Source organism: Wolbachia endosymbiont of Tribolium confusum (assembly GCF_020405475.1).
GTDB lineage: Bacteria > Pseudomonadota > Alphaproteobacteria > Rickettsiales > Anaplasmataceae > Wolbachia.
This window is the reverse complement of sequence record NZ_JAIZNT010000004.1, coordinates 106,838-120,190: the sequence shown is the minus strand read 5'-3', so window position 1 is coordinate 120,190 and position 13,353 is coordinate 106,838. Positions and strand designations below refer to the sequence as shown.

Here is a 13,353-nt window from a genome sequence, read left to right as displayed (position 1 = left end):
AGACAGTTCACTAGATTCTTAATTAGGGAATATGTCTAACTTAGAGAAGGTTTTCATAAATGTTAAAGTGAATAAGTAGGAATATTATGTTTTTTCTTTAAGTTGTGAAATTTCAGAATGAGAAAAACCTGTAGTTTGTGATATGATATCAGTAGAGACACCAGCTTTAAGTAGGTTTTTTGCCACAGCTATTTTAGCTTGTTTTTCTCCCTCTGCCTTGCCTTCCTGTCTACCTTTTTCATGGCCGATTTGGATGCCTTTTTGAGTAGCATCATCGAGTTTTTGAGCAAGGATAGCGTTTTCTTTCTGCACGCTCAATATTCTTTCTTCATATGCGATCAAATCCTTTTCATTCCAGCGAAACCTGTCTAATTCATCATATGCTAGCTTTATTATCGGAGCTTCTGCTGCTATCTTTTTCAGATCTTCTTCAGTTGTTTCTTCTGCATATTTAAAAAAGAAACACCATCTCTCTGTAGTATTCTCTAACTGCTCTACTCTATTTTTTGTAAATTTAGGCAACTCAATAAAGACAAATTGTAGATCTTTTAAGTAATGACCATTGGTTTTGATATCACGTATATTATGAGTAGAAATATAGTCAACTTCTTCAGGCAGAAGGTTACAATTGGAAATAGCAATAAAGAAGACTTTTTGAAGATCAATATAATTACCAGATTTATCTAATTGTCTTGAATAAGCCTTAGCAGCATAAAGTTGAGCGCGTTTTTCAAAGCCCTTATCACGAGCGAGCTGCATTTCGATGACAAATCTATTACCAATAGAGTCTTTGCAAAGAACATCAACAATGCTTTGTTTGTCAGAAGCAATTTCAGGATCCATGATAGTACTAAGGAATTCAATTTCCATTATTTGATCAGAAGTAGAAAAGTCCAAGATATCGTTGAGGAAGTGAATGAGGATATTTTTATTCTTTTCAGAGCCAAATATTTTCTTAAAACTAAGGTCGTTTTTTGGATCAAGAAATTTCGAAAGAGCCATGAGAAAGTAAGATAAAAAGCATTAATAATTATACACAATTTTGAAGAAATGTTCAACGTTTTTATGCTGAAGTCTATTAAAGTGGTAAATTTAGCTAAATTTCAAGAGTTGGCAAAAAACTACCTTAATAGATGACCCTAGAATGCTACTACGCACCTTAGACGTCCTTTTGTACATCTTTTATAACCCCCTCATAAAGTGCCTAAAAGCCCCGGCAAATGAATTCATGAATTTAGTGGTCTTAAACATACCTATTTAAAGTGTGAACTTCTCATTTTAGCTTGTCACAGCATAGGCATTTAATATACTAGTTTTCAAAAGGTCTAGCAAAATTTCTATCTAAAACTTCTAAAGGAGATTTTATGGCAGGTTACGAAAAAGAATGACCGCTAGCACCTTAGACCACAAAGTAGGACAGGAAGTAAGAAATCGTAGATTAGCAAGGGGATATACTCAAAAAGATTTAGCAAAAAAAATCGGAACAACATATCAGGTAATACTGCAATATGAAAAAGGAACACGCAGAATTTCAATTAAGAAGTTATATGAATTAGCAAAAGCATTATCAACAACTGCTAGAGATCTAGCTTGCGGACAAGAAGTATCAAATGAGAAAGGGTATGAGGGAGAAGAGGTATTAAATCTAGTAAGAAGACATAAAGAGATTAAGGACCAAGAATTACGTGAAACGTTTTATTTATTAACTAAATTCATCCATATTAGTGAGGAAGAAAGTGGAAAGGCGGTAAAAATAGAAGTAGCAAAGGGTTTAGTTAAGGCAGGAGTTTCTACTCATGTTATCTCTCGAACAACTAATTTATCTATTGGTAAATATGATAATGATGAGAAAAAAAATTTCTATTCCGTATAAAGTAGGTCGAAGAATAAAAGAATGGAGGTTGAGAAGAGGATATACTCAAAGCAAGTAAAGTGGGCATAATAAATCAAAGAATATATGAATATGAACAAGGACGCGCTGCTGTTTCACTTGAAATGTTAGATGAAATAGCAAAGGTATTATCAATCAGTATCATAGATCTACTTCCCGAATCAACAGAAGATGAAAATAGCGAAGTTGGGCTATCAAATTTGATAGAAGAATACAAAAAGATAGAGAGTCAGGAGTTACGAGATGTGCTGATCAAATCTTTGTTTGAAGGCATACATGTTTGTAATGAAAAGATTAGAGAAGCAAAAAAGGTTGAAGTTGCAAGGAATTTAATCAAAGAAGGAATTTCTGTTGATATTATCTTACAAACGACTGGCTATAAGTTTTAAGTAAGATCTTTTATATTTCCATAAAAAATAAACAAAAAAAATGAAAATTTGATTTGACTTCACCCGAAAGCTATGGCTTTATGCCAAGACTGCTAAAAAAGTAGCAGTAAACATTTAAAAATAATTTATTATTAGTGAAGGATATATTATATGAATAATAACAATAAAAGTAAAGATCGTAGAGAAGAAATAGAGTTCAGAGCATTGGTAAGCAAAGGAAATGCTTTACTAGATCATGAAATAATAGGAACATTTCTGAGTGGAGCGCATGATGGAGTCGAAGCTAGCATTATTGCTGAAAGGCTAATGGATCGTTTTAAAGGAATAGGAAGGATTTCAGGTCTGGAAATAGATGACCTGAAAACTATAGAAGGGGTAACTAACTCTACAGTTACAGCAATTCTATGTCTTAAGGAAGCTTTAAAGAGGGTACCGAGAGAAGAGTTAAAGAAAGGCCCAGTAATAGGTGGTAACTTGGAAAAGCTCGTAGAATATTTAAAGGCATGTATAGGGCACTTAGAAAAGGAATGTACAATAATAATATATTTGGATCAAAAGTTCCATTTAATAGGGGAAACAGTGTATGTTGGTAAAAAGGATATGTACCTATTTGCATACATGAAGTGGCAAGAAAAGCAATAATAGAAAAAGCAAAGTTAATGATAATGTCGCACAACCACCCATGCGGAAGTTTAAGGCCATCTGAGGAGGATCTAGCTGTAACTAAAAAATTGGCTGAAGCCTGTAAGACTATAGAGATTAGGTTATATGACCACATTATCGTTACAAGTAAAAGCTATCTTAGTTTTAAGGAAGAAGGAATGTTATAGTCCGAAAAGAAGAGCTGCTCAAAGGTAATTTGAAGTAAAAATTCGTTATTGGGAAGTGCTGAGCAGCTTTTTGATGTCTCAAAAGTCGTTCTTTTGAATACAGGAAAATATTTGCAAACACATTAATTACCCTTATAATTAATGAGAAAGCATACATCTAGTTAACAATAAAGTAATAAAGCTCGGTGTAAACTTAGAAAGTATTTTAAATAGCGGAGGCTAATATGAGTAACATAATAATTGTACCTTTTAATGATAAAGGGGGAAATACTTACGAATTAAACATTGATCTTGATGTATTGTCGAAGGATAATAGCATATCTAAAGCTATTGTAGGCATGGGTCGTACTGTTAAGAAAAGCCAGCAGTCTATCCCTGCAGGCGATGATCTTAGCAAATTAGCGGAGATATTAGATGCTATTGCTGAAAAGAAAAACCTGTTGTCTGCCTTTTCAAGTAAAACGACTAATAAGAAGGCTAAGAACCTTGAAAGTAAAAAGCCTTCTCCTCAAGATGGTCGTGACAAACCAAGAAACTCGGAAAAAGGATTTAATGATCATTATAGCAGACAAGGTCGTTCAAGGAAATCAAATCCATTTATCTCACCGCTGCAAAAGATAGAGCCAAGTTGGGATGAAAATGAGAAGTTGAACCAGTTTAAAGATGCAGTAATAAAAGCAGAGAACATAAATGAAGTGGTTGAAGCCTTAAAACAAGCAATAGGTAAAGGAGTAAGGATGAATGCATATTATGATGGACAGCGTAGTTTTGCTGATATCGTGATGTGTAAAATACTTTCGAACCAATTCACAAAAGATGAGCAGAAAAAGGTTGTGGGTGCATTAATGTTGAGAGGCGCAACATTTGGTTACGATCTGTTAAATGATAAACTTGCAAGCGAAATTTACAGCAAACTGCAACCAAATATTCAACCGCAGATAAATGAGCGACTTCAAAAGCTGAAAGAAGCTGGTGAAAATGCTGTTCAAGGAGAAAGCGTAGAAGAGGTAGAAATAGACAACGATACATTTTATATGAAATTTTCTGGTGGTAGAGTAGAGCCTGCGAAAGTAATAGAAGGTACAAGCAATTTGGGTCTAAACAAAGGCTGGATAGAATCAGGAAGTTACATAATAAAAATAGACAATGGGGAAATTGAAGTAAGAAGCGAAAAAGGAGGTACAAGAAATTATGTTGATCTATCAGATAACAGCGATTTTCAAATGACGCTTCATTCAAGCCTTGGTGAGCTAAAAATTAGATTGTGCCACGATGCAGAAAATTACGGTCAAGTACAAGTAATAGTAGAAGACAAAGAAACGTGGGAGAAATTGCAAGAAGAAGGAGGAGAAATAATGGAAAATTGTCTGTTAGGAGGAAAGACGATCGAAAAGGCAATAAGAGAAGGAGGTTTCACACGGTGTGGCATATGGAGTGAAAAGAGGGCCACAGAAGAAATAAAGGCAGTTGAAACATTGTCGTGGGTGGATAGAGTATATGGGGGTAGTAAAGCAACCACTGTGGAACGTTAAACAACCGAATTCCTTCTCCACTTACAACGGTTACTTAAAAAGAGTGGAGAAGGAGGTAGGGGGTATACGTAGAAAAAAATTTACAATAGAATTTAAAGTTAAAGCTAGCTAAAGGGTCACGAGCGAGAACAGCAAGAGTAGTGGATTAGGTAAATGGATAAAAGAGTATAAAAAAAGCTCTAAGATAAGCCTGAAGGTAAGGCCGGCCTCCCTGCTTTACCTTTTTTTGGACGATTTGAAGTTTTTGCAGTTAAAAATTAAGGAAGAACTTTAATAAAATTTTAGAACAGGATATATATTTGTTTTAAAGTTCGTGTGAAAAAGAGTGGCTCCTGATTCTATAAACTACAGAGTAAGGCAAGAAGTAAGAAATTGTAGGTTAAAGCAAGGATATACTCAGAAGGATCTAGCGAATAAAATCGGTGTAAAGTACTGGCTAATACTACAATACGAAAAAGGTGGACGTAGAATTCCAATTAAAAAATTATATGCCATAGCAGAAGCATTATCAGTTAGTGTTAAAGATCTAGTTTCCGGACAAGCAGTATCAAAAAGTTATCTTGAAGGAGAAGAGATAGCAAGAAGATATAAAGAGATTAAGAGTCAAGAATTACGCAAAATATTTTACTTATTAACAAAATTTATCCGGGTTAATGAAGAAAGTAGTGGAAAAGCAGTGAAAGTGGCAAAGGGTTTAGTTAAAGAAGGAGTTTCTGTTTCGCGCTTATCTATTGGTGAATATGAGGAGAAAAAAATTCCATACAAGGTAGGGCAAAGGATAAAAGAGTGGAGGTTGAGACGAGGATACACCCAAGAAGATTTAGCGAATAAAATCGGGGTGATAACAAACCAAGGAATATACGAATATGAACAAGGACGAGCTGCTGTTTCACTTGAAACATTAGATGAAATAGCAAAGGCATTATCAATTAGTATCATAGATCTACTTCCCGAATCGACAGAAGGTGAGGTAGAGCTATCAAATTTAATAGAAGAATACAAAAAGATTGAGAGTCAAGAATTACGCAGCATACTAATAGAATCTTTATTTGAAGGCATAAGGGTTTGCGAAGAAAAGGTTAGAGAAGCAAAAAATTGCAAAGAGTCTAGTTAAAGAAGGGGTTTCTGATCTCGCAAACGGCTGGTTTATCTGTTAAAATTTTTATAGTAAAATAGTCTAGCGTGCTGTATATGTAGGTTTGTTTCTGTAGATGAGGATATATGTTTACTTCTGTAAGAAAAAGCGATTTTAACCCGGTTGGTTCTATAAACTACGAGATAGGACAAAAAGTAGAAAGTTGCAGGTTAATACAAGGGTACAATCAGAGAGAGTTAGCAAGTAAGATTGGGTCAACGTACCAAGAAATAAACAACTATGAGCTGGGGTATAGCCCTATTCCAATTGAAGAATTATATAGAATAGCAGGGGCATTATCAATTAGTATCATAGATCTACTTCCAGGACCAACAGAACTAAAAGAAGACAGTTGGTATGAAGATGAGGATGAAGAAATAGTCTATCTAACGAAAATACATATAGAAATTAAGGACCAGGAATTACGCAAGAAGCTTTATCCATTAATAAGATTTATATATGTTAGCGAAAAAACTAGTCAAGAAGAAGTAAGAATAGAAGTTGCAAAGAACCTAGTTAAAGAAGGAGTTTCAGTTGATATTATTTCTCAAGCGACTCACTTATCTATTTACGAATATGATGATGCAGAGAAAGAAATTTGTACTGATTCTACACTCTACAAAGTGGGAAAAAGGATAAGAGAGCAGAGATTAATACGGGGATACACTCAGGAGGACTTGGCAAATAAAATCGGTTCAACACCTAAGGAAATACACGACTGTGAAAAAGGATACACAGACGTTCAGATTGAAATATTAGATAAGATAGCAAAGGCATTGTCAGTTAACATTAAAGCTCTATTTCTTGGACTAACAGAATATGAAGATGAGGATGGTAAAGCAGAAAACAAGCTATTGAGATTTATAGATGAATGCAAAGATCAGGAATCCCGTGATATAGTGGGTGCGGTAGTTAGACCTTTGTCTGAAGGTATGCAGACTAACAAAGAAAAGGTTAAAAAAGCAGAGAAAATCAAGATTGCAAAAGATCTAGTTAAGGCCGGTATTGCGATTGAGATTATTGTGCGAGCAAGTGGTCTAACTGCTGATGAGTTGGGTGAGTGTCCAAAAATGAATTGACTTGAATTCTGGATTAAAAACAGAGGTACTCAGAAATAATGTATTAAGATATAAGTAAAGATAGTTGTTTACTTAATAAATCTATTTACCACCTCTGAAAATTTGCTTAGATTTCGGTTGTTCAACAGATACCTCTTCTAGTTTTTCTGGCTCAGCTTCTGATCTTACTGCTAATTTGCGTTGTTTGATAACTTTCTTTAACGTCTTCACAGCTATAAAATTAATACTGAAAACACATGCAGAAGTTATTGCTAGTGCTGGCAGAGGAGCTAGACTGAATGTTGGTAAAATTGCCACAATTGTAGCAGATGTTAGTAAAAATGCTAACTTCTTGCTTCCAATGATCTTATTTTTTTTAACCTTTATGGGATTTAATTTTTTTAGTTTTCCTTTTAGCTTTTTGAAGCCTTTTTTGAACACGTTGCCCTTTTTCAGCTCTTTTTCTACGGGTTTTATTTTAAAGCTTTTTATTTTTTCTTTTATTCCTTTTTTATCTTTTTTTACTTTAGAGGTCTTCTGTTCTAGTGCCACAATTTCAGAGAGCGGTTTTGGCTTATCGTTTGAAATTTTAGCTTCTTGCCCCTTAGTATGTTTTTTGGACGAAACTATGTTTTTTAAACCTTTCTTTGCTTTGTGGTATAATTTTTTTAGTTTGCTTGGCATCGTTTATAGTTCAATATTGCAAAATCTATCTATTACTTCCTGGTTGTCCTCTATCATTGCATTTGCCTCCTGCTGTAGAAATTTAATATTTTTAGGTGTTACATTATCCATCTCAGCCGACGCTATTGTCAGTTGTGATTGAATTCTGATGTATCTGTCGTCCATTACATTACTCATCTGATAATTTACTACATCAAGGCTCGATGCAAACATCACATTTAGTAAAGGCTTTATCCAAGCTATCTTCCCTAATTTCCTGTACTTTATTCGATTAGAGAGTTTACCTGTACCAATTGACACCAGAACGATTTCTTCATTAGGGAAAAGTTTTTTACTATTTGCATACGCACAAGCCGCTGGGTTATTGGCAAACACCCCTCCATCTACTAACACTCTTTTCTCTTGCTTAATTTCTAAATACTTAGGTGCAAAGTATGTTGGGGCTGCTGTTGTGGCTCTGAGTGCATCTTTCAACTTGATAAAATTCCTGTCTTCTTTCCAGCTTTTGAAAAAAAATGGACAGTTATTGTGAATATCATAACTTGTAATCAACACCTTACTTAAAGTGTTTTCTAGAATATCGTCACCAAAATACTTCTCCAATATCGACTCGATGTTTTCATATGGGTATTGTGCACAGTTAAACCACGATAATATTGATCGCCTAAAAAATGAAGACTTGAAAATATATGCTCCGTACTCCTGGTAAAGCTCAACTAAATCATTTGCAGAGTACTGATGTTTTCCTTGATCATCTTTCTTGCATAACCCAGCCACAACAATTCCACCGGTTGAGGTTCCTGCCATAAGATCAAAGATTTCAGCTATCGGTTTTTTTGCTCTTTTTTCTATTTCTGCTAGAATGATGGATGGTATTATGCCCCTTATGCCTCCGCCGTCAACGGACAAGATATATCTAGTCATTGTGAAATTCAGTCGTTATTTGTGTTTGTGAATAGCTTCAAGTTCGTTGACTTCTTCAGTGAGGTTTTTTACTCTCTCTTCAAGTCGATAAACCATCTCTGTTAGTCCTTGGTTTTGTTCTACAAATTTATCATGCATGTGTACTCGTAAATCTAGCTTGGCAAGCCACCATATCGCCGCTACCGTCTGTATTAACATCGTTAGTATTACTGTAATTGGGATTTTTTGATTTTGCATAAAGTGTGAATTTATTATGAAATCTTTAGGTGAAATTTTGTAAATAAAGCTAGCTGTTATTTTTCTAACTTATAGTTTTTTTCTGCTTCGGTTAATAGGTCTATGATTTCTCTGTAAGGCTTATTATTTTTATTGTGCCGTAACATTATAACAGCTAAATCCCTTGGCTTTTTTTCCCTAAATTCTTTGGCATTTGGATTTGCACCATTTTGTAACAAGAATTTGACAATTTCTAAATTACCTTGTTCTGCAGCATAGTGCAAAACTGTTCTTTTATCTATTTCAATGACACTTGTAGAATTAATATTAACTTTCCCTCCTACTAAAAATTGCACAACTTCCAAGCACTCTTTTTCTGTAGCATACCCCAATAACCTTTTTCCGGAACCTCGATGAATATTTACTAAGTTTCTTTCCATCAAAAATTTTACAACCTCGAAATCACAACTTTTAACAGCAATCGATATTATTTTTTCATAGTTCTTAGTGGCTTCAGCATTTGCTAATTCAGCCTTTCTATCACTGTTAAAGATAAAGTAACCTATGATAAATATAGCAATAACACCAAGCATCAGTGATACAATTATCCAATCTATCCAACATGGTTGATAATAGTAATCCTGATGATGATAGTAGTCCTGCTGATAACGGTAACGGTGATTTCTTCTTGGCATATTTTGTTGCAATACTTTACACCGCATATAGCAATTGTTTGTTGAATTTTTCTTAATTAATTCTGCTTATTACCGTTTCTATCATAGTTTGATATCCCCTATTATCTAGAATATGCTCTGCCCTTTCTATTACCCATTCTCCATCTATTTCTTGACAAAAACCTAATAAGTTAATTTTAGCTTCTGCAAATAACTCTGGATTGCCAGGTATTGTCATGTTTAATTTTGCTTCATTTTGCTTTAATCGTCTGAGCTTAGCACTTGCTGCATTGATCGCTAATTCTGCAGTAGGATAAAGCTTATATATCGGATAACTTGGTTCTTCATTGCCTACTTTTTCTTCTATGGTTTCTCCACTTTCATAGCTGTGCCATTTTGCTATAACTGATCCATATTTACTACGTACATTAAAATTTACTTTCCAATTTATCACATCTTTGGGTGTCAGTAATGTTGTGCCTAAAACCTTTCCTGTTGCTGATTTTCCTCCTCCTTTGGGAATAAAAATTATATGGCCTCCTATAGGTTTTACCGTTGCTTCATGCTCATCTCCTATCCTTTTCAAAAAATTCATATCACTTTCGTCGGTTTGGGTAATATGCGATATAAATATATCTTCAAATTTTTGTGCTATTTTCACCTCATATCCGTGCTTTTCTGCTATCTTTCTTACTAAGTCACCTAAAGTAATTTCTTTCCATTCTTTTGATGTTTTTTCTTTCAGCGATCCTTTGAAATTTGCTGCACAGCACTTGACTCTTAAGATTTGTGGTGGACTTTGTATTGTGATTTCACTTGCGATATAAACACCCATAGATAATAGCCCAGTCTCTTTATATCCTAGAAAAACTTCCAACTTACCCCGGAGTTCATTATTTCCATGCTCAAGACATATTTCAACTTCATCACTCATTGTACCAGATTCGTCAATGATACGCAGAGATATTAAGCTGCTCCTCTCTACAATGGAGTTATCCTCAGCTATTATATCAAAATCAGGCCTCATTAATCTAAAATTTTTACGACAGACTTTTGTGATATCTTTTGAATCTCAGGCAACTTAATTTTCAGTCCTGCTGGTAGAAAGCTCCCATACTCTGCAAGTCCAGGATTTTTTTCTAAGACCACCTCCACTGCTCCACTACTGTAACCATAATGCTTCCAACAAATATAATCCAGCATTTCTTTATCCTTGGTAAAATAGTAAATCACTTGTTGTAGCTTTTTAACTTTAATTGAAACTCTACCTTTCTTGGTAATCCACAAGGAAAGTATGATGTTTGTTTTTCTTCTACATTAGTAACGACAAAATTTCCTAACACCTTTCCTGAACCATCGACTAAAACATTTGGCTCACGCATATTCCTTAGTTGTTCTAAACTGCCATTTTGACGATGCGGATAAATCACTCCTGTTAAATCAATATTCTCAATACCTGAGCCGATATTCTGCAGTGATGTTTTCTCGATACATTCAATTGTATGCCACCTATGCTCTTTACTATACCTAAGGCTCACTGGATCAAATTTAAATTGCCCAAGTAACACTTAATACATTTCCTCTACCGTGTCAAAAAGAGCACCTCTTGCTTGCTCTCTGAACCTTTCCATCACTGCATCTGCAATGCTACGAGCGTCTTGATTAGGCTCTGCTTTAACATTTATATTGAATGTTTGATGAAATATTTGGCTATATGTTTTTGACTCTTTCTTTTCAAATCTGTTTTTTTCAAATATTTCATTAACTTGATTACCTTCTATAGACTTCTTTTCCTCAATAAAGCTTTTGTTTCTCTTGGAGATTTCTTTAATTATACTATTATTCAACAAAGGATTTCCATTGCTCAAAATGCCACTCTTAAGCGGAGTATGGACTGTTTTTATTTCAGCAACAATACTTTTTCTTTTTTCAAATTCTTTCAATGGGCTATTTTCGGCAACCTTTCCAAATATGCTACCAACAGTATTTCCCAGCCATGAAAACATTTCTCCGATGGGCTTTATTATTGATTTTATGTACTCCCAGATGCTAGAGAAGAAGTTTTTTACCTTTTGCCAGTTAGTTATAATAAATGCTGCACCTGTGATAAGTCCGGCAATTAAGAGTCCTATAGGGTTACTGATTACAGCAAGTGTTATTGCTCTGAGTCCTGTTACCACTGCAGGTAGAACTGATGATAGTAAAGGAAAAGCTTTTGTTGCTAAGCTCAAAGTTGTAGCTTTTAAAACACTCAGTCCAGTAATTACTGCTGGAATAGCATATGTCGCTAGTGATATTAGTGCAGGCTTCAGTACCCCATGCAAAATAATCGAGAAAGTTGACATGCTACTTCTAGCCAAATAAAATGCATAACCACCAGCTACTGCTAGAACTTTAAGACCTATTAGTGCTGCTATGGTACCCATGATTACTTTAGTTACAGTAGGATATTTTTCTGCAAATGAAGCTACATTTTCACTTGCCCATTTCAACTTTTCAGCTATAGGTTTTAAAATAGGTAACATCACTGAACCCAGATTCATACTTACTTCTGCTACTGAATTTTTCAGCAATCGCAATTGGTTAGCTGTTGTACTCACACGATCATTAAATTCCTCTTGCAATGAGTTTTGACGTTCTTCTTCATTAGCTAACAACTTCATCTTATTTCTCCATTCACCTAAGCTTCCAAGCATCAGTGCTACCTCATCTTGAGATCCAAGACCAAAAAGTTTTAACAGAATATTAGGACGTTCATCTTTATCTATTTTTTCCAAAGTTTCAAAAAAGCTTAGTAGTGCTTTTTGAGGGTCTTTCTTGATGTTCTCTTCAAGCTCTTCTATATCTATCCCGATTTCATCTAGTGTTCCTATAAATTCATCCCCTTGCTCCCTTGCTGTTTGAAGTTTAACCAGCACAGCATTTATCATTTCCGCTGCTTTTTTTGGTTGCTTTCCTAAGCTAATGAAAGCACTTACTAAGCCAGCCGTCTGTTCAATCTTCAAACCAAACTGTTTTGCCGCCCCACTAGCTATATTCATTCCTGCCATCAGATCTTTTGCTTCAACAGTAGTATTACTTGCAATATGGTTTGCCAGGTTTCCCAGATCCTTTAGATCTTCTAAGCTCATTCCATAAATGCTATAAAGTTTACTAGCAGCACTTCCTATTTCTTCTACACTCATACCAAAATTTACTGCCATTTTCGATACTATTTCTGTAAATTCTAGAAGATCTTTTTTTTCTTCAATACCAAGTCGAGCACCACTTGTAGTTATTTGTGCTAACTCTGCAGCCGATAGTGGTATTGTACGGGATAACTCCTTTATTCCTTGGCCAAGTTCCATAAATCCTCTATCATTGGCTTCCTTCTCTTTAGAAAATTTCATCACTGCCCTGATATCAGCCATAACACTTTCATAATCAATCGCAACTTTAATTGGCGCTGCAAGCGTTAATGCAAGTCCAGCCGTCTCCAATATTTGCGATTTAAAGTGCGCTTTTCTTCCCAAAAACATGTCCCGTTTTTTGATGGCGGAGTTTAATTTACTATATTGACTTCTCAGCCTGTTTGCAGAAGCACCAAGTTTATCTTGATCTCTTATCAAAGACTGTATATTCTTTCCACTTTTCTTAAATTCTTCACTGAGCATATGTAAAGTGTCTCTCTTCTGTAAGTACGCTGTTTTGGCCTTTATTGCCGATTCCTTAGCCTTATCAAACTGAGCCTTTAAATCTTTACTTGGCTTTTCTGTTGTTTTCATTTGCTTAGCCAAGGACGTTACTTGCACTTCTAAGCCTTTCCAGGATCTCTTGGCAACCAATGTGTTACTACTTAACTCCTTAAATTTTGATACCGATTTCATCGATGCATCAAGTTGCCTTATTGTACCCCCAAGACGGGAAAGTTGAGCACTACTTCCTGCCATTGCGCTATTAAAGCTACCATCTAGTATAGCTCCTATTTTTACTGATAATGTTGACATTTAAACTCTCCCGCAGCTTTGGCCCATAAAATAA

General features: G+C 35.0%; 13 protein-coding genes and 2 pseudogenes. 6 read left to right on the top strand and 9 right to left on the bottom strand.

Going from position 1 to position 13,353, the window contains the following annotated elements; all coding sequences use genetic code 11:
- Positions 1-84: 84 nt before the first annotated feature.
- On the bottom strand, positions 85-1,002 hold the full coding sequence (locus LEM02_RS03845) for an Rpn family recombination-promoting nuclease/putative transposase (RefSeq protein WP_226079858.1): 918 nt from the start codon (positions 1,000-1,002) through the stop codon (positions 85-87).
- A gap of 382 nt (positions 1,003-1,384) precedes the next feature.
- Here LEM02_RS03845 and wmk (LEM02_RS06845) point away from each other — a divergent pair.
- The 6 genes and pseudogenes from wmk (LEM02_RS06845) to wmk (LEM02_RS03810) all read left to right on the top strand — a co-directional run bounded on the left by wmk (LEM02_RS06845) (position 1,385) and on the right by wmk (LEM02_RS03810) (position 6,856).
- A pseudogene (wmk, locus tag LEM02_RS06845) lies at positions 1,385-2,280 on the top strand (WO male-killing family protein Wmk).
- Between the two features lie 150 nt (positions 2,281-2,430).
- On the top strand, positions 2,431-2,922 hold the full coding sequence (locus tag LEM02_RS03830) for a Mov34/MPN/PAD-1 family protein (RefSeq protein ID WP_226079850.1): 492 nt from the start codon (positions 2,431-2,433) through the stop codon (positions 2,920-2,922).
- Positions 2,904-3,110 (top strand): JAB domain-containing protein, encoded by a 207-nt coding sequence (locus LEM02_RS03825; RefSeq protein WP_226079848.1) that lies wholly within the window; start codon positions 2,904-2,906, stop codon positions 3,108-3,110. The genes LEM02_RS03830 and LEM02_RS03825 overlap by 19 nt, the downstream gene beginning before the upstream one ends.
- 224 nt (positions 3,111-3,334) lie before the next feature.
- On the top strand, positions 3,335-4,642 hold the full coding sequence (locus LEM02_RS03820; protein WP_226079846.1) for a hypothetical protein: 1,308 nt from the start codon (positions 3,335-3,337) through the stop codon (positions 4,640-4,642).
- Positions 4,643-4,967: 325 nt separating this feature from the next.
- Positions 4,968-5,799 (top strand): annotated as a pseudogene (gene wmk, locus LEM02_RS03815) (WO male-killing family protein Wmk).
- Between the two features lie 64 nt (positions 5,800-5,863).
- Positions 5,864-6,856, top strand: coding sequence for a WO male-killing family protein Wmk (gene wmk / locus LEM02_RS03810; protein WP_226079844.1), 993 nt, complete (start codon positions 5,864-5,866; stop codon positions 6,854-6,856).
- Between the two features lie 81 nt (positions 6,857-6,937).
- Here wmk (LEM02_RS03810) and LEM02_RS03805 read toward each other — a convergent pair whose 3' ends face one another.
- From LEM02_RS03805 to LEM02_RS03770, 8 genes are read right to left on the bottom strand one after another with little or no spacing between them, the layout of a single operon-like run.
- Positions 6,938-7,519, bottom strand: a complete 582-nt coding sequence (locus tag LEM02_RS03805) for a hypothetical protein (protein WP_226079842.1) — start codon at positions 7,517-7,519, stop codon at positions 6,938-6,940.
- A 3-nt stretch (positions 7,520-7,522) separates the two neighbouring features.
- Positions 7,523-8,443, bottom strand: coding sequence for a patatin-like phospholipase family protein (locus LEM02_RS03800; RefSeq protein WP_226079840.1), 921 nt, complete (start codon positions 8,441-8,443; stop codon positions 7,523-7,525).
- A 15-nt stretch (positions 8,444-8,458) separates the two neighbouring features.
- The gene (locus LEM02_RS03795; RefSeq protein WP_226079838.1) at positions 8,459-8,680 is read right to left on the bottom strand and encodes a hypothetical protein; all 222 of its coding nucleotides are present in this window, start codon (positions 8,678-8,680) and stop codon (positions 8,459-8,461) included.
- Between the two features lie 56 nt (positions 8,681-8,736).
- Entirely contained in the window at positions 8,737-9,381 is a 645-nt protein-coding gene (locus LEM02_RS03790; protein ID WP_226079836.1) for an ankyrin repeat domain-containing protein, read from the bottom strand.
- A gap of 25 nt (positions 9,382-9,406) precedes the next feature.
- Positions 9,407-10,360: a phage late control D family protein gene (locus tag LEM02_RS03785; protein ID WP_226079834.1), complete on the bottom strand. Its 954-nt coding sequence runs from the start codon at positions 10,358-10,360 to the stop codon at positions 9,407-9,409.
- Entirely contained in the window at positions 10,360-10,566 is a 207-nt protein-coding gene (locus LEM02_RS03780; protein ID WP_226079832.1) for a tail protein X, read from the bottom strand. The genes LEM02_RS03785 and LEM02_RS03780 overlap by 1 nt, the downstream gene beginning before the upstream one ends.
- A complete protein-coding gene (locus LEM02_RS03775) occupies positions 10,563-10,901 on the bottom strand; it encodes a phage tail protein (RefSeq protein WP_226079831.1) in 339 nt (112 codons plus the stop codon). Before LEM02_RS03775 ends, LEM02_RS03780 begins: the two co-directional genes overlap by 4 nt.
- Positions 10,902-13,319 carry a phage tail tape measure protein gene (locus LEM02_RS03770; protein ID WP_226079830.1) on the bottom strand — a complete coding sequence of 806 codons (2,418 nt, stop codon included), beginning with the start codon at positions 13,317-13,319 and terminating at the stop codon, positions 10,902-10,904.
- Positions 13,320-13,353 lie beyond the last annotated feature (34 nt).